We start from the raw sequence: 18,915 nt of genomic DNA on the forward strand, positions 1-18,915 counted from the left end.
GCTGAACCAGGACGTATCGTCCTCGGTGTGACCGATGTGCCCCCCGCGACCACAGCACCGGCAGACCGAGAAGCGCCCCACGGAGCCTCCGGGCCGGCCGGACGCCCGGTGACCGGCGACGACCCGGCCCTGCGGGCGGCCTACCGACTGTGCCGGCGCCGGACGAAGGACCAGGACCCGGCGGAGTATGCGCTGATCCAGCTGGTGCCCGCGGCCCTGCGCCCGGCGCTGCACGCCCTGTGGGCCGCCGCCAACGACCTCGACGACCTGGGCGACGACCGCACCGCACCCGCCGCCGAGCGGGCCGCCCGGGTCGAGGCCTGGATCACCGCCCTGCACCGCGAACTGCCCACCGGCTCCAGCCCGGACCCGGTCCGTCACGCCCTGGTGGACACCGCGAACCGCTGGCGCCTGGACCTGTCCGAGCTGCGGGACGCCATGGCCCAGGTCCAGGACGACACCCGCGGCAGGCACTTCGCCGACTGGGCACAGTGGCGCACCTGGGGCCGGGACAACCTCCTGCCCTGGTTCGGTCAGGTCCGCACGGTCTTCGACCGGGCCGGCGTCCCCGTGGCACTGCGTCTGGACACCCGGGAGACCTACGAGGCGTTCATCGACGGCGTCCGGCTCACCGACATCCTCACCGACCTGTCCGCCGACCTCGCCCAGGGCGACCTCCTGCTGCCCGCCGAGGCCCTCGACCTCCATCCCGGTTCCGCCGCCGACCTGGCGCAGCGCCGCTGGAGCCCCGCCGTCGCCGCCCTGATCACGCGGCTGACCGGCCTGGCCCGCCAGTGGGTGACCCAGGAGGTCCTCACCCGCGGCATGCACCCCGGCCCCGCCACGGTCCTGGACACGATGGCCGCCCTGCTGCGCGCCCAGCTCGACGCCGTCGACGCGGCGGGCCCGGCCCTCCTCCGCTCCCCGCCCGGGCCCACCCTCCGCACCCGGGCCCGCATCCTCGCCCCCGCCCGGGCCCGCGCGGCCCTGGCCTGGAGCCTGACGCCGCTGACGGTGCCGCCGCCGCAACGCCCCGACGCCCACAGGCCGGCGGCACCCGCCCTGCCGGCACCCACCAGCACCTTCCTGCCGCCGCCGCCCCACCCCAGCGGCGAACAGGCACCGGACATCCCGTCCGACGACCTCCCCACCCACGTCGCCGTGATCATGGACGGCAACGGCCGCTGGGCCCAGGAGCGCGGCCTGCCCCGGCACGAGGGCCACCGCGCCGGTGCCGGCGCCGTCCGCGAGGTGGTCCACGGCGCCCTGGACATCGGCCTGCGCCACCTGACGCTCTACACCTTCTCCACCGAGAACTGGCACCGCGACCCGGAGGAGGTCGACGCGATTCTCGACCTGCTGCGCCGCGAAATGGACGAGAACCCCTTCCGCGACCTGGACGTCCGGCTGCGCTGGCACGGCCGCGCCGGCCGCCTGCCCCCCGACCTGGTCGACGTGCTCCACCTGCGGGAGCGCACCACCCGCGCCCGCACCGGCCTGACGCTGACGATGTGCATCGACTACGGCGGCCGGGACGAGCTCACCCGCACGGCCGCCGCCCTGGCCGGCCGGGCGCGGGCAGGTCATCTGGAGCCCGGCCTGATCGCCGAGGACGACTTCGCACGGCACCTGCCCCACCCGGACATGCCGGACGTGGACCTGCTCTGGCGCACGGGCGGGGAACAGCGGGTCTCCAACTTCCTGCCCTGGCACACGGCCTACGCCGAGCTGCACTTCACCCCGGGTCTGTGGCCCGACGCCGATCGCCGCGACCTCTGGCAGGCGATCACCGCCTACACCCACCGCCAGCGCCGCCACGGCTCGACCCCGGACACGGCCCCCGCCGACGGACCGTCAGCAGAGCGCTGTTCAACAGCCCCTGCTGCGGGGCCGGGCGGGTGAACCAGGAATGCCGCCCTGGTGCGGCACCGTCATTCTCGCGATCCCGCGAGTAGAAACGGTTCTGCGCGTGTAGCGCGCGGTGGGGCGGGTGGGACTCGAACCCACGGCCGACGGATTATGAGTCCGCTGCTCTAACCGGCTGAGCTACCGCCCCATAGCGGCGTGTCGCGTACATGTGTGCGCGCCGTCTGCCGCAGCATAGCCGCTCATACGATCTCCTGCTTCGGCTGGGCGGCTGCGCACGGCCTACGTGACCTTGAGGACTGCGCCGGACGCCGCGCGGTTCCCGGGACAGCCGATCGGACATGAAAAAGGACCCCTGAGAGGGGCCCTCGTTCAACCTGCTCCCCCGACTGGACTCGAACCAGTAACCTGCCGGTTAACAGCCGGCTGCTCTGCCAATTGAGCTACGGAGGACCGAGCTCCCCGGACTGGACTCGAACCAGTAACCTGCCGGTTAACAGCCGGCTGCTCTGCCAATTGAGCTACCGAGGAAGGTCTCGTATGCATCGAACGCACCTACCCGGGTATTCGCCAGGGGGCGCGCGTTCGCTGCGACACATACATTAGCGCAAGCAGGGGGGTGCTTCGCCAATCGGTACTCCCCGGCACCGACGCCGCACCGGAGACCTACGCAAGGAAAGGGTGGCCGCCATGCGTTACCGGCTCACGTTCGTCGCCGGAGTCGTCCTGGGTTACGTGCTGGGCACGAGGGCCGGGCGCGAGCGCTACGAGCAGCTGAAGAAATCAGCCCGGCAGTTCGCTCAGAACCCCGCGGTCCGCAACACCGCCGAGACGGCGGCCCACCAAGGCCGTGAGTTCGCGGGCAAGGCGTACCACGTGGTGAGCGACAAGGTCGGGGACCGCGTGCCCGACTCCGTGGCCGACCGGGTCCGCTCCCTTCGCGACCGGGCCACCCACAACGGCGGCGCGGACGACTGGGGCACGAGCAACACGTGATCCCTTGATGCCGAGCACGTCAGCGCCCCGAAAGGGGCGCGGGGCTGTATCGATGTGCGGCTCCGCCGCGTGGGCGCGACCAGCCACGACGAGGCCCGCACCCGAAACCCGGCGACACCCTCACGGCGCCCACGGCTCCAGCGAGCGCAGCGGTACGGCAGAATTTTGGCCATGGGGATAGTCGCCGGGTTGGACAGTTCACCCGATTTCACTCGTATCGTCGTCTGTGACACGGACTCCGGAGCCGTGCTCAGGCAGGGATATGCACCGCATCCGGTGGAGAGCCCCGATGGCGGCGGCCGGCCGTCGGACGTCGATCCGCAGGCCTGGCTGCTGTCCCTGGGCGAGGCCGCGGGCGGCGGGCTGCTGGAGGGCGTGCAGGCGATCGGCGTCTCGGCGCAGCAGAACGCCGTCGTGCCGTTGGACGCGCAGGGCAACACCGTGCGGCCGGCGATGGTCGGCGGCGACAAGCGGACGCAGGTCGCCGCGGCCGATCTGGTCGACGCGCTCGGCGGGCGCGAGGCGTGGGCGCAGGCGGTGGGGTGTGTGCCGCAGGCCGCCCAGCCGATCACGAAGCTGCGCTGGATGGCCCGGACCGAGCCGGAGAACGCGCAGCGCACCGCGATCCTCCTCCAGGCGCACGACTGGCTGGTGTGGCAGCTGCTGGGCCGGCCGGTCAGGAGAACCACCGACCGGGGCGGGGCCTCCGGCACCGGCTACTGGTCGGCGGCGACCGGCGCCTACCGGCCCGATCTCGTCGAGCTGGCGCTCGGGCACCAGGTGATGCTGCCGGAGGTGATCGGCCCGGCGGACGCTGCCGGTACGACGCCGGAGGGGCTGCTGATCTCCGTGGGCACCGGCGAGACCATGGCGGCGGCGTTCGGTCTTGGCATCGGCCTCGGCGACGCGGTGGTGTCGCTGGGCGCGTCCGGGTCCGTGATGGCCGTGCACCCCGAGGCGCTGGTCGACGGGTCCGGGATGATCACCGCGCTCGCGGACGCGACCGGCATGCACCTGCCCGTCGTCACCACGCTGAACGCCGTGAGGACGCTGCGCGGGGCCGCGGAGCTGCTGGGGCTGCCCGATCTGGAGAGCCTGTCCGACCTGGCGATGAAGTCGACGCCCGGGTCGCACGGGCTGGTGCTGCTGCCCTATCTGGAGGGCGAGCGGACGCCGAACCTGCCGCACACCGCCGGGACCCTGGCCGGGCTGCGGCGCGAGTCGATGAAGGCGGAGCACCTGGCGCGGGCCGCCTTCGAGGGCATGCTGTGCGGGCTCGCGGACGCGCTGGACGTGCTGCGCGGCCGGGGCGTGGACGTGCGGCGCGTGTTCCTGCTCGGGCAGGCCGCCGAACTGCCCGCCGTGCAGGCGGCGGCGCCCGCGCTGTTCGGGACGCAGGTCGTGGTGCCGCAGCCCGCGGACTACGCGGCGATCGGCGCCGCCCGCCAGGCGGCCTGGGCGCTCGGTGCGACGCAGGGCACGCTCGACGTACGCAATCCGCCGACCTGGCAGGGCGCGGTGGCGCAGGTGCTGGAGCCAGGGGACGAGCTGGCCGTGGGGCAGGCGGTGCGGCAGCAGTTCGTGGCGGTGCGGGAGCAGACGCATCCCGGAGCTCTCTGACCTTTTGACCGCCTGTTGGGTTAATTCGGTTGAGGTAACGCGGGTGGAGTGTTCGACGATAGGGGCCAGGGGCAACCAACCGCCTCGTCGTCCACTCCGAGAGAAGCAGCGTGCTCATACGACTCCTGCGGACCTATCTCAGGCCCTACAAGAGACCCATCGCCCTGCTGGTGCTGCTGCAGTTCCTGCAGACCTGCGCCACGCTCTACCTGCCCACGCTGAACGCGGACATCATCGACCAGGGTGTCGTGAACGGCGACACCGGCTACATCCTGGGCTACGGCGCCCTGATGATCGCCATCTCGCTCATCCAGGTCGTGTGCAACATCGGCGCCGTGTACTACGGCGCCCGTACGGCCTCGGCGCTCGGGCGGGACGTGCGCGGCGCCGTGTTCGACCGTGTGCAGTCGTTCTCCGCGCGTGAGGTGGGACACTTCGGGGCGCCGTCGCTGATCACCCGGACGACGAACGACGTCCAGCAGGTGCAGATGCTGACGCTGATGACGTTCACGCTGCTGGTGTCGGCGCCGATCATGTGCGTGGGCGGCATCGTGCTGGCGCTCGGTCTGGACGTGCCGCTGTCCGGGGTGCTGGTGGCGGTCGTGCCGGTGCTGGGCATCTGCGTGACGCTGATCGTGCGGCGGCTGCGGCCGCTGTTCCGTTCGATGCAGGAGCGGCTGGACGCGGTGAACCGGGTGCTGCGCGAGCAGATCACCGGCAACCGTGTGATCCGCGCCTTCGTCCGGGACGAGTACGAGCAGCAGCGCTTCCGGAAGGCCAACACCGATCTCACCGACGTCGCGCTGGGCACCGGCAATCTGCTCGCGCTGATGTTCCCGATCGTCATGACGGTCGTGAACCTGTCGTCGATCGCCGTGGTGTGGTTCGGCGCGCACCGCATCGACAGCGGCGGCATGCAGATCGGTGACCTGACCGCGTTCCTCGCCTATCTGATGCAGATCGTCATGTCCGTGATGATGGCCACCTTCATGTTCATGATGGTGCCGCGCGCGGAGGTGTGTGCCGAGCGCATCCAGGAGGTGCTGGACACCTCGTCGAGCGTCGTGCCGCCGTCCGCGCCCGTGCGGGAGCTGCGCCGACACGGTCATCTGGAGCTGCGCGGGGCGGGCTTCCGCTATCCGGGGGCCGAGGAGCCGGTGCTGCGGGCCGTCGACCTGGTGGCCCGGCCGGGTGAGACGACCGCCGTCATCGGCTCGACCGGCAGCGGCAAGTCCACCCTGCTCGGGCTGGTCCCGCGGTTGTTCGACGCGACCGACGGGCAGGTGCTCGTGGACGGTGTCGAGGTGGCGGAGATCGACCCGAAGCTGCTGGCCAAGACGGTCGGGATGGTGCCGCAGAAGCCGTACCTGTTCGCGGGGACCGTGGCGACCAACCTGCGCTACGGCAATCCGGACGCCACCGACGAGGAGCTGTGGCACGCGCTGGAGGTGGCGCAGGCCAAGAACTTCGTCCAGGGGCTGGAGGGCGGTCTCGACGCGCCGATCGCCCAGGGCGGGACGAACGTCTCCGGCGGGCAGCGGCAGCGGCTGGCGATCGCCCGGACGCTGGTGCAGCGGCCCGAGATCTACCTCTTCGACGACTCCTTCTCCGCGCTCGACTACGCCACGGACGCCGCCCTGCGGGCCGCGCTCACACAGGAGACCGCCGAGGCGACCGTGGTGATCGTCGCCCAGCGGGTGGCGACCATCCGGGACGCCGACCGGATCGTGGTCCTCGACGAGGGCCGGGTCGTCGGCACCGGCCGGCACCACGAGCTGATGGCGGACAACGAGACCTACCGAGAGATCGTGCTCTCCCAGCTCACGGAAGCGGAGGCTGCCTGATGGCGGGGCCCATGGGGCGGATGATGGCCGGGGGCGGCCCCGACCAGCGCTCGCTCGACTTCAAGGGGTCGGGCAAACGGCTCGTGGCGCGGTTCCGGCCGGAGCGGATCACCATCTACGTGCTGCTGCTGTGCGTGGTGCTCAGCGTCGGCCTCAACGTCGTCGGGCCGAAGATCCTCGGCAAGGCGACCGACCTGGTCTTCGCCGGCATCGTCGGGCGGGGCATGCCGGAGGGGGCGAGCAAGGAGCAGGTCCTGGAGCAGATGCGGCAGCGCGGGGACGGCGACGAAGCCGACATGCTGCGCAGCACCGACTTCACCCCGGGCGAGGGCATCGACTTCACGGCCGTCGGCCATGTGCTGCTGCTCGCGCTGGGCGTGTTCGCGGTGGCCGGGCTGCTGATGGCGGTGGCGACGCGGATGGTGAACCGGGCCGTGAACCGGACCATGTTCCGGATGCGCGAGGACGTGCAGACGAAGCTGTCGCGGCTGCCGCTGTCGTACTTCGACAAGCGCCAGCGCGGTGAGGTGCTGTCCCGGGCGACGAACGACATCGACAACATCGGGCAGACGCTCCAGCAGTCGATGGGGCAGCTCATCAACTCGGTGCTGACCATCATCGGCGTGCTCGCGATGATGTTCTACGTCTCCTGGATCCTGGCGCTGGTCGCGCTGGTGACCGTGCCGCTGTCGTTCGTCATCGCCACACGCGTGGGCAAGCGGTCGCAGCCGCACTTCGTGCAGCAGTGGCGCTCGACGGGCACGCTGAACGCGCACATCGAGGAGATGTACACCGGGCACACCCTGGTGAAGGTGTTCGGACGGCAGGAGGAGTCGGCCGAGCAGTTCGCCGAGCAGAACGACGCGCTCTACGAGGCGGGGTTCAAGGCGCAGTTCAACAGCGGGGTCATGCAGCCGCTGATGATGTTCGTGTCGAACCTCAACTACGTGCTGGTCGCGGTCGTCGGCGGGCTGCGGGTGGCCTCCGGCTCACTGTCCATCGGTGATGTGCAGGCGTTCATCCAGTACTCGCGGCAGTTCTCCATGCCGCTGACGCAGGTCGCGTCCATGGCGAACCTGGTGCAGTCGGGTGTCGCCTCGGCGGAGCGGGTCTTCGAGCTGCTCGACGCGGAGGAGCAGGGCGCCGACCCGGTGCCGGGCGTACGGCCGGAGGAGCTGCGCGGGCAGGTGGCGCTGGAGCACGTGTCGTTCCGCTACGACCCGGACAAGCCGCTCATCGAGGACCTGTCGCTGAAGGTCGAGCCCGGGCACACCGTCGCCATCGTCGGCCCGACCGGCGCCGGCAAGACGACGCTGGTGAACCTGCTGATGCGGTTCTACGACGTCACCGGCGGGCGCATCACCCTCGACGGGGTCGACATCGCGCGGATGTCCCGGGACGAGCTGCGGGCCGGGATCGGCATGGTGCTCCAGGACACCTGGCTGTTCGGCGGCACGATCGCGGAGAACATCGCGTACGGGGCGTCCCGGAAGGTGACCCGGGGCGAGATCGAGGAGGCGGCCCGGGCGGCGCACGCGGACCGGTTCGTCCGGACGCTGCCGGACGGGTACGACACCGTGATCGACGACGAGGGTTCGGGGGTCAGCGCCGGTGAGAAGCAGCTCATCACCATCGCCCGGGCGTTCCTGTCCGACCCGGTGATCCTGGTGCTGGACGAGGCGACCAGCTCGGTCGACACCCGCACGGAGGTGCTGATCCAGAAGGCGATGGCCAAACTGGCGCACGGGCGGACGTCGTTCGTCATCGCCCACCGGTTGTCGACGATCCGGGACGCGGACGCGATCCTGGTGATGGAGAACGGGTCGATCGTGGAGCAGGGGACGCACGAGGAGCTGCTGGCCGGGAACGGGGCCTATGCACGGCTGTACAAGGCCCAGTTCGCGCAGGCGGTCGCCGAGGTCGACTGAGCCGCTTTCGGGGATGCCACGGAGTGTCGTGGGGCGGCTGCGGGCCCGCTGCGGCTGGTCGCGCAGTTCCCCGCGCCCCTGAAGGGGCGTCAGCTGCGCGGCCCAAGGAGCGCGGGGAACTGCGCGACCGGCCCCCACCGGCCCGCAGACGGCATCAGTCCAGATAGCCCCTCAGCTGGTCCGCGAACGCGTGATCCCGCAGTTTGTTCAGGGTCTTGGACTCGATCTGCCGTATCCGTTCCCTGGTCACACCGAAGATGCGGCCGATCTCCTCCAGCGTGCGGGGGCGGCCGTCCGCCAGCCCGTAGCGGAGTTGGACCACCTTGCGCTCCCGCTCCCCCAGCGTCGACAGAACCGCCTCCAGGTGCTCCCTGAGCAGGAGGAACGCGGCCGACTCGACGGGACTGGCGGCGTCGCCGTCCTCGATGAGGTCGCCGAGGGCGACGTCGTCCTCCTCGCCCACGGGCGCATGCAGTGACACCGGCTCCTGGGCGAGGCGCAGGACCTCGCTGACCCGCTCCGGCGCGAGGTCCAGGTGGGCTGCGACCTCCTCCGACGTCGGCTCGTAGCCCCGCTCCTGGAGCATGCGGCGCTGGACGCGGACGACCCGGTTGATGAGCTCCACGACGTGGACCGGGACCCGTATCGTGCGGGCCTGGTCGGCCAGGGCGCGGGACATGGCCTGGCGGATCCACCAGGTGGCGTACGTGGAGAACTTGTAGCCGCGGGCGTAGTCGAACTTCTCGACCGCCCGGATCAGGCCGAGGTTGCCCTCCTGGACGAGGTCGAGCATGGTCAGGCCGCGGCCGACGTAGCGCTTGGCGACTGAGACGACCAGGCGCAGGTTCGCCTCGATCAGGCGGCGCTTGGCCATGCGTCCCATGACGACGAGCCGGTCCAGGTCCAGGGCGAGCTGGCTGTCCAGGTCGGGGGCGAGCCGCAGCCTCTCCTCCGCGAACAGGCCGGCCTCGACACGGCGGGCGAGTTCGACCTCCTCGGCGGCGGTCAGCAGGGGGATGCGGCCGATCTCCCGCAGGTACTGGCGGAACAGGTCCGAGGAGGGGCTGCCGGTCTCGGCCCGGGCCGGCGGCGGCTCGACTGCTTCGGGGACCTCGGCCGGCTCGATGGCCCCGGCGGGCGGCTCCTCCGGCTCCGGTTCCGACTCGGGGTGGTGCACGGCGCGGCTCTGCGCCGGGACCGCGGGCAGGGCGTCCGCCTCCGCGTCCGGCGCGGTCCCGTCGGCGCCGGAGGCGGCACCGGCGTCGGTCTGGGTGAGGGTCTGGGTCTGCACGGGGGCGACCTCCAGGATGATCGCTGCCAGGGGGGACGGCAGCGGTACTTCGGGGGCGGAGTCGACGGCCTCGCCGCTTTCCGTCCCGTACGCGATGAGCGGAACCGCGGGGGTCTGGGACCCGTGGGTGACGGATCGGCCGCGCTCCGAGGACTCAGGCACCGGAACCCAGTGTGGGGTAAGACACATCCTCGCCACGAGGGGCGTGCGGTGACTTTTTGCTTCCGGTCCGTGACCGGGCGGTTGCCCCTCGTGGGAAACCCGGGTGCCTCACGCGCCCCCGGTCTGCGACGATCGACCGATGTCCGCTTCCCTGTACGAATCGCATGTGACGGTCCGCTGCGCCGGCCCCGGCGAGTCCGCGCGGCTGCGCCGCTGGGCGGCCGCGGGCGGGTTCAAGCTCACCCCCATCGTGCTGGCCAGGGGCCGGATGCGCGACCAGCCGATGCTCACCCTGTCCGGTTCGCCGTCGTACGCCCGCGAAGCGGCTCGCGCGCGGGAGGTGGCGGCGCGCCTGCGGGCGGACGGTTTCGAGCCCGTGCGCGTGAAGATCGAGTCGTCGCCGTGGGCACCGGAGGTGCCGCGCGAACCGTGCGGCGACGGACGGTACTTCGAGCACCATGTGAAGCTGCTGCTCGACCCGGGCACGGACCTGGCGGCCCTCGGCGCGCGCGTCGTGCCGCACGGCGCCCATCTGTCATGGAACGCCCGGCGGGTGCGCGGCCCACGGCACGAGCGGTTCGTGACCCAGCGCTGCCGCGCGGTCGACGCCGAAGGCGCCGGCCGGGCACTGGAGCGGTTGCTCACGGAGCTGGACGGCTTCGAAGTGCTGGGCGTGGAGCGGGAGTTCGTGCTCCACGACAGTGACATGTCGGTGGACGACGGATGGCTGGAGGAACCGATGGGGGTACGGACATGACCGGGACGGCGTGGGAGAGGTTCGGCTGGCGGAGCCCGGAGATACCCCGGGAGCCGCTGGACGACGCCACCCGGAGGGCGGAGCAGCTGCCGAAGACTCTGCGGACCGTGCCGGGGGACGACGTCACGCAGCGCCCGGTCTTCGACCCGGCCCTGAAGCACCACCAAAAGGCCTACCGGGCCACGGACCCGCGCTTCACCGACCCGACCCGGGGCGAGGCGTGGCGGGCAGCCCGCCGCCGGGCCCTGCACCTGGTGCTGGCCGCTGTCGCCGGCTCGGAGTGGGTGGACGCGCTGGTGCTGCGCGGCAGTGTGCTGATGGCGGCGTGGTTCGGGGAGGCCGCCCGCGAGCCCGGCGACCTGGACTTCGTCGTCGTGCCGCACACCTGGCGGATGGAGGACGGCCGGACGGACCGGATGCTGACCGGGATCGCGGAGGCGGCGCAGGAGCTGGCCGACGCGCAGGGGCAGGAGGTCGGGATCTCGGCGCGCGGCGCGGTGGTCGAGGACATCTGGACCTACGAGCGGGTGCCCGGCCGGCGCATGGTGCTCCCCTGGGGCGCGCCCGGACTGCCCGGCGGCCATGTCCAGCTGGACTTCGTCTTCAACGAGCGGCTGCCCGAGGAGCCCGAGCCGGTGGAGCGCCCGGCGGCGCGGTCGTGCGGGCGGCGACGCCGGAGCTGTCGCTGGCGTGGAAGCTGATGTGGGTGATCAACGACATGCACGCCCAGGGCAAGGACCTCTACGACGCCGTCCTGCTGGCCGAGCGGCACCCGCTGCCCTATGAGCTGCTGCACGAGGTGTTCCGGCTGTCGGGCGAGTGGCCGTACCCCTACCGCGAGAAGATCCTGCTGGAGGACGTGGTGGAGGCCGTCGGGTACGTGGAGTGGAACCACTTCGTCACCGAGTACCCGCGGTTCCGGGACGACGAGCGGGAATTCGCCGGCCGGCTGGTGCGGGCGGTGACGCCGACGTTCGAGGGGATCGAGCCCTGACCGGCGTCAGAGTGCGGCGGCGCCGTGCTCCCGGAGGGTCTGGTCGTACTGCTGGAGGACCCACAGCTCGTTCTGCACGGCGGCCAGCTGGGCCGGGTCGCCGTGGGTGCCGAGGCGGGTGAGCCGGCCCGTGATGTCGCGGATACGGCGCTCGACGGCCCGGCGGCGCACGGTCACCAGCTGGGCGCCCGCGTACACCTCGTCGACCCCCTTCACGCCCTTGTGCAGCATGATCGCCTCGACGGCCAGCTCCGTCACCATCGCGCGGACCGCGTCGTCCGGGGCGGCCTCGCGGACCTTGACCAGGTAGTCCTGGGGGTCGGTGACGCCCGGTTCGGCGCCGCCCGCGTCCAAGATGGCCTGGCGGACGGCGGCGTAGGGCGGGGCGGTGAACTCGTCCACGCCGTACGCGTCGAAGGCCGGGGAGACCAACTCGGGCCGCTGCAGGGCGAGTTTGAGGAGCTCCCGCTCGGTGGCGAAGACGGGGTTGCGGAGGTTGAGGGCCGGGCCGCGGGAGGTGGCCTGCTGGGGCGGGCCGGCGTACCGCTGCCCCTGGTGGCGCCGCTCGGGGGCCGGGCCCTTGCCGCCGCGGTCGCGGGCCCAGCGGGCCAGCTGGGCCACGCGCTTGACCACGAACTGGGTGTCGAGGATACCGAGCATGCCGGCGAGCTGGACGGCGACCTCGTGCTGGGCGCCGCTGTTCTTGATGCGGGCGACGATCGGGGCGGCCTCGTCCAGCGCGGACGCGCGGCCCGCCGGGGTGTCGAGGTCGTAGCGGCTCACGATCTGGCGGAGCGCGAACTCGAAGAGCGGCGTGCGGGGTTCGGCCAGGTCGGCGACGGCCTCGTCGCCCTTGGCGAGGCGCAGGTCGCAGGGGTCCATGCCGTCCGGGGCGATGGCGATGTACGTCTCGGCGGCGAACTTCTGGTCGTCCTCGAAGGCGCGCAGGGCCGCCTTCTGGCCGGCGGCGTCGCCGTCGAAGGTGAAGATGACGCGGGCCGAGCCGTTGTCCATGAGCAGCCGGCGGAGGATCTTGATGTGGTCGGCGCCGAAGGCGGTGCCGCAGGTGGCGATGGCGGTCGTCACACCCGCGAGGTGGCAGGCCATGACGTCCGTGTAGCCCTCGACGACGACCGCGCGGGACGCCTTGGCGATGTCCTTCTTCGCCAGGTCGATGCCGTACAGGACCTGGGACTTCTTGTAGATCGCCGTGTCGGGTGTGTTGAGGTACTTCGGGCCGTTGTCCGCCTCGTAGAGCTTGCGGGCGCCGAAGCCGACGACGTCGCCGCCGATGTCGCGGATGGGCCACATCAGGCGGCCGCGGAAGCGGTCGATGGGGCCGCGGCGGCCCTCCTGGGAGAGGCCGGAGAGGAGCAGCTCCTTGTCGGTGAAGCCCTTGCCGCGCAGATAACGCGTGAGGTGGTCCCAGCCCTGGGGGCTGTAGCCGACGGAGAAGTGCTGGGCGGCGGCCTGGTCGAAGCCGCGCTCGGCGAGGAACTGGCGGCCGGCGTCGGCCTCCGCGCTGGTGGCGAGCTGTTCCACGTACCAGTCGGCGGCGATCTTGTGGGCCTCGACCAGGCGGATCCGCTCACCGCGCTGGTGGGAGGGGTTGTAGCCGCCCTCCTCGTAGCGCAGGGTGATGCCCGCCTGGCCGGCCAGGCGCTCGACCGCCTCCGAGAAGGAGAGGTGGTCGATCTTCATCACGAACGTGATGGTGTCGCCGCCCTCCTGGCAGCCGAAGCAGTGGAAGAACCCCTTGCTCGGGCTGACCTGGAAGGAGGGCGACTTCTCGTCGTGGAACGGGCACAGACCCTTGAGGTTTCCGCCGCCCGCGTTGCGCAGCTGGAGGTACTCGGACACCACGGCGTCGATCGGGACCGCGTCCCGTACCGCCTTCACGTCCTCGTCGTTGATCCGTCCTGCCACGTGTGAATCCTACGGTGGTGGACCGACAGTCCTGACGCCTCCTGACGGCTATGGGGTGAGGGAGTCCAGCGGCGTGTGCGGGTCGGCCAGGGCCTCGGTGTCGACCTGGGCCCTCGAACGGATCAGACGCTGGATCTTGTCTGTGACGTCCCACACATTCACGTTCATGCCGGCCAGGACCCTGCCGTCCTTCACCCAGAACGCGATGAACTCGCGCTTGCCGGCGTCCCCGCGGATCATCACCTGGTCGTAGCTGCCCGGGGGCGCCCAGCCGGAGTACTCCATGCCCAGGTCGTACTGGTCGGAGAAGAAGTAGGGCACGCGGTCGTACGTCACGTCGCGGCCCAGCATGGAGCGCGCGGCCGCCGGGCCGCCGTTGAGGGCGTTGGCCCAGTGCTCGACGCGCACGCGCGTGCCGAAGAGGGCGTGCGGGAAGGAGACGACGTCACCGGCGGCGTAGACGTCCGGGTCGGAGGTGCGCAGTCCCTCGTCGACGACGATGCCGCCGCCGTGGGCCCGGTCGGCGATCTCCAGTCCTGCCGCCTCCGCCAGGTGGGTGCGCGGGGCCGCGCCGATCGCCGCCAGCACGTCGTGCGCCGGGTGCTCCTCGCCGTCGTCCGTGCGGGCCGCGAGGACCATGCCGTCCTGGCCGACGATCTCCGTCAGCCGCCTGCCGAAGTGGAAGCGCACCCCGTGCTCACGGTGCAGCTCGGCGAAGAGCGCGCCGAGCTCCGGGCCGAGCACGCCGTGCAGCGGGGTCGGCCCGTGCTCGACGACGGTGACCTCCGCGCCGTACTCGCGGGCCGCCGCCGCGACCTCCAGGCCGATCCAGCCGGCACCGGCGATGACGAGGTGGCCGTTGTCCCGGCCGAGGTTGGTCAGGACGTGTTTGAGGCGTTCGGCGTGGGCGAGGCGGCGCAGGTGGTGCACGCCCGCCAGGTCCGTGCCCGGGACGTCGAGGCGGCGGGGCTCGGCGCCGGTCGCCAGGAGCAGCTTGTCGTAGCGGACGACGGTGCCGTCCTCGCCGAAGCGGACCGTCTTCGCCGTGCGGTCGATCGCGTCGACGGTCTGGCCGAGGTGGAGCTCGATGTCGTTGGCCGCGTACCAGGCGGGTTCGTGCACGAAGACGCTGTCGCGTTCCTCCTTGCCGAGGAGGTAGCCCTTGGACAGGGGCGGGCGCTCGTAGGGGTGGTCGCGTTCGTCGCAGATCAGTATCACGCGGCCGGTGAAGCCCTCCGCGCGGAGCGTCTCGGCCGCCTTGGCGCCGGCCAGTCCGCCTCCGACGATGACGAATGTCTGATCCGCGTCGACCACTTGATGCCTCCTACCGGGGTCTGGGGGGTGTCGCCCCAGAAAACACAGCGGGTGTCGCCACTTGCGAGCGTCCCGCACGGAGCGTGATGCGGGAAGAGGGAGTGACCCGATCAGGCCACGGAGGGTCACATGGAAGGGTGCTCGCGCCCCGCCCGTCGCGTCAGTCTCATCCATGCCCCGTCAGACGGGCGTGAAGCGAACGGGCGGAGGTGTCGGTGAGCGAGGCGATCTGGTCGACGATCACCCGCTTGCGTGCCCTGTCGTCCGCCGCCCGGTCGAACAGGGCGCGGAACTGCGGGTCCAGGCCGTCCGGGGCGCGGGCGGTGAGCGCCTCGGCCAGTTCGGCGACGACGATCCGCTGGTCGGCGCGCAGCCGCTCCTGCTCGGCGCGCTGCATGACGTAGAGGTCGGCGACGGCCTTGAGGACGGCGCACTCCGTCCGGGTCTCGCGCGGAACGACCAGTTCGGCGGCGTACCGGGTGAGCCGTCCGGCGCCGTACGCGGTGCGGGTCGCGGTCTCGGCGGCCAGGCAGAAGCGGCCGATGAGCTGGCTGGTGGCGTCCTTGAGGCGGGCCTGGGCGACGGCGGTGCCGTCGTAGCCGTGCGGCCACCACTCCTGGGCGAGGAGCCGGTCCAGGGCCTCGGCGAGCTCGGCCGGGTCGGAGTCGGCGGGGACGTAGCGGCCGAGGGCGACCTGGAAGACGTCCCGGCGTTCGGGGTCGGCGTGCAGACAGTTCGGGTCGATGTGGCCGGCGTGCAGGCCGTCCTCCACGTCGTGCACCGAGTAGGCCACGTCGTCGGACCAGTCCATGACCTGCGCCTCGAAGCAGATACGGGTGCCGGGGGCGTCCTTGCGGAGCCAGTCGAAGACCGGGCGGTCGTCCTCGTAGACGCCGAACTTGTTCGAGGCCGGGTCGGTGGGGTGGGCGCCGCGGGGCCAGGGGTACTTGGTGGCGGCGTCGAGGGCGGCGCGGGTGAGGTTGAGGCCGACGGAGCCGTCCGGGGTGAACCGTTTGGGCTCGATGCGGGTGAGGAGCCTGAGGGACTGGGCGTTGCCCTCGAAGCCGCCGCAGTCGGCCGCGAACTCGTTGAGGGCCTGTTCGCCGTTGTGGCCGAACGGCGGGTGGCCGAGGTCGTGGGAGAGGCAGGCGGCTTCCACGAGGTCGGGGTCGCAGCCGAGGGCCAGTCCCAGCTCGCGGCCGACCTGGGCGCATTCGAGGGAGTGGGTGAGGCGGGTGCGGGGGCTGGCGTCCCAGGCGGGGCCCCGGGTGCCGGGCGTTACCACTTGGGTCTTGCCGGCGAGACGGCGCAGCGCCGAGCTGTGCAGGACCCGGGCTCGGTCGCGCTGGAAGGCGGTGCGGCCGGGGCGTTTGTCGGGTTCCGGGGCCCAGCGGTCGACTGACGTCGGGTCGTAGGCGGTGGGGGTTTGTGCGGTGCCTGCCATGTGTCGAACAGTAGGCGCCCATGGGTGTGGGGGGCTCTGTTTTCGGGCGTGTGCGGGTGGTGTGTGGCTTGTCGCGCCGTTCCCCGCGCCCCCTAGGGCATCAAGCCGAAGCCAGTTCAGGAACCACGGGCGACGCCGTCAATGCCTCGTCATAGCGGTGGAGGAGGAGCTGGGCCATCGCCGGGTGGGTGCCCAGGGGGGCCGCTGCTATCCAGGGGGCCGCCTGGGTGCACTCCGTGGCGAAGCGGCCGGGGGCTGTGAAGTAGGAGGCCAGGGCTATGTGGCGGCGGCCCCTGGCGAGGAGGGTGCGGACGGCCGTGGGGACCGTGGGGGTCGCCGCCGAGGCGTAGGCCGGGATCACGGGGACGCCGAGGCGGGCGGCCAGGAGGTGGGCCGTGCGGGCGGTGTCCGTCTTGGCGTCCGGGTCGCGGGAGCCCGCGGCGGCGAGGACCACCGCGCTGGTGCGGCGGGGTGTGGCACCCCAGCCGGCTTCCAGGAGGCGGGCCTGGAGGGCGTCCACCAGGAGGGGGTGGGGGCCCAGGGGGGCCGCCAGGTGGATGCGGGCCGGGGAGGCCGCGGCCATCTCGGGGATGTCCTGCTTGACGTGGTAGCCGCGGCTGAGGAGGAGGGGGACGAGGACCGCCTCCGTGTCTCCGAGGGCGGCGAGCGTGTCGGGGAGCAGGGGGGCGTTGAGTTCGATGTGGCCCAGGTGCACCGGCACGTCGGGGCGCAGGGCCCGGACCCGGTCGAGGAGTGCGCTCACGGTGCTCAGCGCGCGGGGGTCGCGGCTGCCGTGCGCCACGACCACGAGGGCGGGCGGGGCCGGGCGGCGCGTGGCGGGCGGCGGGACGAGGCTGAGCTGACTGGGCATGTACCGATGGTCGTGGCGCCACGTTGCCTTCCCGTTGCATGGGCGTCACGAGTGTTTTCCAGCGGTTCACGATGCGGGACGGGGGGTGTGTGAGCTGACTTGACCTGCGGTTTCCGTGAACAGGGTGAACCTGGTCACGTGGCTGCGGGTGAACCGGGCGGGTCGGGAGGGCGTCCCTGACTGTCGAGGGGGTCGACCTGGGGAGGGACCGTCCGATGCGCATACCGGCGTTTCGCAGACTGCGGCTGCCGCGTACCCGGCGTGGGCAGCGGAGGCTGGTGCAGGCCGTGATGGCCGGGTGCGTGCTCGCGCTGCTTCCGGCGACGTGGATGTACACCGTGGCGGGTGACCGGCTGCGTACGGCGGCGGATGTGCCGCGTACCGATGTGGCCGTGGTGTTCGGTGCCGGGCTGTGGGACGGGGAGCCCTCGCCGTATCTCGCGCACCGGCTCGACGCGGCGGCGAAGCTGTACCGGGAGGGGCGGGTGGAGGTGGTGCTCGTCACCGGGGACAACAGCCGCGAGGACTACGACGAGCCGGACGCGATGCGCGTGTACCTGACGCGGCACGGGGTGCCCGACGGGCGGATCGTCAGTGACTACGCGGGGTTCGACACCTGGGACTCGTGCGTGCGCGCGAAAAAGATCTTCGGGGTGGACGAGGCCGTGCTGATCAGCCAGGGCTTCCACATCCGGCGGGCCGTGGCGCTGTGCGAGGCGGCGGGGGTCACCTCGTACGGGGTCGGGGTGGACGCCGTGCACGACGCGACCTGGTACTACGGGGGCGCCCGGGAGATCCTCGCCGCCGGGAAGGCCGCTCTGGACGCGGTGTTCCGGCCGGATCCACGGTTCCTCGGGCCGCGGGAGCCAGGGGTGCACAGGGCGTTGGCCAAGGCCGAAGGGACGCTCGGATGAATCCGGGCTTTCCCCGCCGGCGGGTTGCGCCGGTGATGGCCGCCGCGGGTGCGCCGGAGCCGGATGCGCCAAGCTCGGCGCTTTCGGCGCCGGGTGGGCGGACACCATACGAGTGCTGATCCGGGGCGTGTCCTGACCGGGCACGGCCCCTGAACGCGGCCGGGGGCGGGAGCGCGGCCGGTGTGCTCCGCGCGTCCCGCCCCGGCTGTCAGCGCCCTCGGAAGGCCGGTGGGCGCTTCTCCAGGAACGCCGTCATCCCCTCCTTCTGGTCGTCGGTGGCGAACAGGGCGTGGAAGACGTGGCGTTCGAAGCGGACGCCGTCGCGCAGGCCGGTCTCCAGGGCCCGGTCGACGCACTCGCGGGCCGCCCTGACCGCCGCGCGGCCGTAGGAGGCGATCGCCGCCGCCGCTTCGAGGGCCTCGGGCAGGACCCGGTCGTCCGGGACCACGCGGGAGACGAGACCGCAGCGTCCAGCCTCCCGTGCGTCCATCGTGCGGCCGGTGAGCACCAGGTCCATGGCCTTGGCCCGGCCGACGAGGCGGGTCAGCCGCTGGGTGCCGCCGATGCCGGGGATCACGCCCAGCTTGATCTCGGGCTGGCCGAAGACCGCCGACTCCCCCGCGACGACCAGGTCGCACATCATGGCCAGCTCGCAACCGCCGCCCAGGGCGTGTCCGTTGACGGCCGCGATCTTCGGGGTGCGGAGGTCCGCGAACTCCTCCCAGCCGGCGAAGTAGTCCTCGGCCGCCATGTCGGCGGCCGACTTCCCGGCCATCTCCTTGATGTCGGCGCCGGCGGCGAAGACCGTGTCCGAGCCGGTGACGACGAAGCAGCCGGTTCCGGGGTCCGTGTCCAACGGGCGGAGCACGTCGAGGAGTTCGGTGAGGAGCTCACTGCTGAGCGCGTTGCGGACGTGCGGGCGGTGCAGGCGCACGGTCACCACTCGGCCGTGCCGTTCCACCTTCAGATGGTTCATCCGTCTTCTCCT

13 protein-coding genes, 3 tRNA genes and 1 pseudogene are annotated in these 18,915 nt (G+C 72.0%); 8 read left to right on the forward strand and 9 right to left on the reverse strand.

Features of this window, described 5'->3' with window-relative positions:
• The first annotated feature begins 27 nt into the window (after positions 1-27).
• Positions 28-1,902 carry a polyprenyl diphosphate synthase gene (gene uppS, locus CEB94_RS13100; RefSeq protein WP_342789605.1) on the forward strand — a complete coding sequence of 625 codons (1,875 nt, stop codon included), beginning with the start codon at positions 28-30 and terminating at the stop codon, positions 1,900-1,902.
• Positions 1,903-1,982: 80 nt separating this feature from the next.
• Here the strand turns inward: uppS and CEB94_RS13105 are convergent.
• The 3 genes from CEB94_RS13105 to CEB94_RS13115 all read right to left on the reverse strand — a co-directional run bounded on the left by CEB94_RS13105 (position 1,983) and on the right by CEB94_RS13115 (position 2,397).
• Positions 1,983-2,056: transfer RNA gene (locus CEB94_RS13105), tRNA-Ile, on the reverse strand.
• 190 nt (positions 2,057-2,246) lie between these two features.
• Positions 2,247-2,319 (reverse strand) — tRNA-Asn (locus CEB94_RS13110).
• Positions 2,320-2,324: 5 nt separating this feature from the next.
• Positions 2,325-2,397: transfer RNA gene (locus CEB94_RS13115), tRNA-Asn, on the reverse strand.
• Between the two features lie 159 nt (positions 2,398-2,556).
• Between CEB94_RS13115 and CEB94_RS13120 the strand changes: the two genes are divergently transcribed.
• From CEB94_RS13120 to CEB94_RS13135, 4 genes are all read left to right on the forward strand, one after another.
• Positions 2,557-2,862 (forward strand): YtxH domain-containing protein, encoded by a 306-nt coding sequence (locus CEB94_RS13120; RefSeq protein WP_175432392.1) that lies wholly within the window; start codon positions 2,557-2,559, stop codon positions 2,860-2,862.
• A gap of 171 nt (positions 2,863-3,033) precedes the next feature.
• Complete coding sequence (locus tag CEB94_RS13125) at positions 3,034-4,482, forward strand: xylulokinase (protein ID WP_175432393.1); 1,449 nt, start codon at positions 3,034-3,036, stop codon at positions 4,480-4,482.
• 110 nt (positions 4,483-4,592) lie between these two features.
• Positions 4,593-6,326, forward strand: coding sequence for an ABC transporter ATP-binding protein (locus CEB94_RS13130; protein WP_175432394.1), 1,734 nt, complete (start codon positions 4,593-4,595; stop codon positions 6,324-6,326).
• Positions 6,326-8,254, forward strand: coding sequence for an ABC transporter ATP-binding protein (locus CEB94_RS13135; RefSeq protein ID WP_175432395.1), 1,929 nt, complete (start codon positions 6,326-6,328; stop codon positions 8,252-8,254). Before CEB94_RS13130 ends, CEB94_RS13135 begins: the two co-directional genes overlap by 1 nt.
• A 154-nt stretch (positions 8,255-8,408) precedes the next feature.
• On the opposite strand, the gene CEB94_RS13140 is transcribed toward CEB94_RS13135, so the two are convergent.
• Positions 8,409-9,707 carry an RNA polymerase sigma factor gene (locus CEB94_RS13140; RefSeq protein ID WP_175432396.1) on the reverse strand — a complete coding sequence of 433 codons (1,299 nt, stop codon included), beginning with the start codon at positions 9,705-9,707 and terminating at the stop codon, positions 8,409-8,411.
• Positions 9,708-9,846: 139 nt separating this feature from the next.
• Here CEB94_RS13140 and CEB94_RS13145 point away from each other — a divergent pair, with 139 nt between their 5' ends.
• Both CEB94_RS13145 and CEB94_RS13150 read left to right on the forward strand, forming a co-directional pair.
• Positions 9,847-10,464, forward strand: a complete 618-nt coding sequence (locus CEB94_RS13145; RefSeq protein ID WP_175432397.1) for a hypothetical protein — start codon at positions 9,847-9,849, stop codon at positions 10,462-10,464.
• Positions 10,461-11,458: pseudogene (locus CEB94_RS13150) on the forward strand (nucleotidyl transferase AbiEii/AbiGii toxin family protein). The gene CEB94_RS13145 and the pseudogene CEB94_RS13150 overlap by 4 nt, the downstream one beginning before the upstream one ends.
• 6 nt (positions 11,459-11,464) lie before the next feature.
• Here the strand turns inward: CEB94_RS13150 and dnaG are convergent.
• The 4 genes from dnaG to CEB94_RS13170 all read right to left on the reverse strand — a co-directional run bounded on the left by dnaG (position 11,465) and on the right by CEB94_RS13170 (position 17,013).
• Positions 11,465-13,384, reverse strand: coding sequence for a DNA primase (gene dnaG / locus CEB94_RS13155; RefSeq protein WP_175432398.1), 1,920 nt, complete (start codon positions 13,382-13,384; stop codon positions 11,465-11,467).
• 48 nt (positions 13,385-13,432) lie between these two features.
• The gene (locus CEB94_RS13160; protein ID WP_175432399.1) at positions 13,433-14,698 is read right to left on the reverse strand and encodes an NAD(P)/FAD-dependent oxidoreductase; all 1,266 of its coding nucleotides are present in this window, start codon (positions 14,696-14,698) and stop codon (positions 13,433-13,435) included.
• 166 nt (positions 14,699-14,864) lie between these two features.
• The gene (locus tag CEB94_RS13165; protein ID WP_175432400.1) at positions 14,865-16,142 is read right to left on the reverse strand and encodes a deoxyguanosinetriphosphate triphosphohydrolase; all 1,278 of its coding nucleotides are present in this window, start codon (positions 16,140-16,142) and stop codon (positions 14,865-14,867) included.
• 100 nt (positions 16,143-16,242) lie between these two features.
• Positions 16,243-17,013, reverse strand: a complete 771-nt coding sequence (locus tag CEB94_RS13170; RefSeq protein ID WP_175432401.1) for a sirohydrochlorin chelatase — start codon at positions 17,011-17,013, stop codon at positions 16,243-16,245.
• Positions 17,014-17,228: 215 nt separating this feature from the next.
• On the opposite strand from CEB94_RS13170, the gene CEB94_RS13175 reads away from it, so the two are divergent.
• Positions 17,229-17,927, forward strand: coding sequence for a SanA/YdcF family protein (locus CEB94_RS13175; protein ID WP_175432402.1), 699 nt, complete (start codon positions 17,229-17,231; stop codon positions 17,925-17,927).
• 208 nt (positions 17,928-18,135) lie between these two features.
• Here CEB94_RS13175 and CEB94_RS13180 read toward each other — a convergent pair whose 3' ends face one another.
• Positions 18,136-18,903 carry an enoyl-CoA hydratase-related protein gene (locus CEB94_RS13180; protein ID WP_175432403.1) on the reverse strand — a complete coding sequence of 256 codons (768 nt, stop codon included), beginning with the start codon at positions 18,901-18,903 and terminating at the stop codon, positions 18,136-18,138.
• Positions 18,904-18,915 lie beyond the last annotated feature (12 nt).

The organism is Streptomyces hawaiiensis, assembly GCF_004803895.1.
GTDB classification, from domain to species: Bacteria; Actinomycetota; Actinomycetes; order Streptomycetales; family Streptomycetaceae; genus Streptomyces; species Streptomyces hawaiiensis.

Coding starts and splice junctions, on each gene's coding strand:
- CEB94_RS13170 (WP_175432401.1), bottom strand. CDS start 17,013: ATGCCCAGTCAGCTCAGCCTCGTCCCGCCGCCCGCCACGCGCCGCCCG.
- CEB94_RS13125 (WP_175432393.1), top strand. CDS start 3,034: ATGGGGATAGTCGCCGGGTTGGACAGTTCACCCGATTTCACTCGTATC.
- CEB94_RS13175 (WP_175432402.1), top strand. CDS start 17,229: ATGCGCATACCGGCGTTTCGCAGACTGCGGCTGCCGCGTACCCGGCGT.
- CEB94_RS13135 (WP_175432395.1), top strand. CDS start 6,326: ATGGCGGGGCCCATGGGGCGGATGATGGCCGGGGGCGGCCCCGACCAG.
- CEB94_RS13165 (WP_175432400.1), bottom strand. CDS start 16,142: ATGGCAGGCACCGCACAAACCCCCACCGCCTACGACCCGACGTCAGTC.
- CEB94_RS13180 (WP_175432403.1), bottom strand. CDS start 18,903: ATGAACCATCTGAAGGTGGAACGGCACGGCCGAGTGGTGACCGTGCGC.
- CEB94_RS13120 (WP_175432392.1), top strand. CDS start 2,557: ATGCGTTACCGGCTCACGTTCGTCGCCGGAGTCGTCCTGGGTTACGTG.
- CEB94_RS13145 (WP_175432397.1), top strand. CDS start 9,847: ATGTCCGCTTCCCTGTACGAATCGCATGTGACGGTCCGCTGCGCCGGC.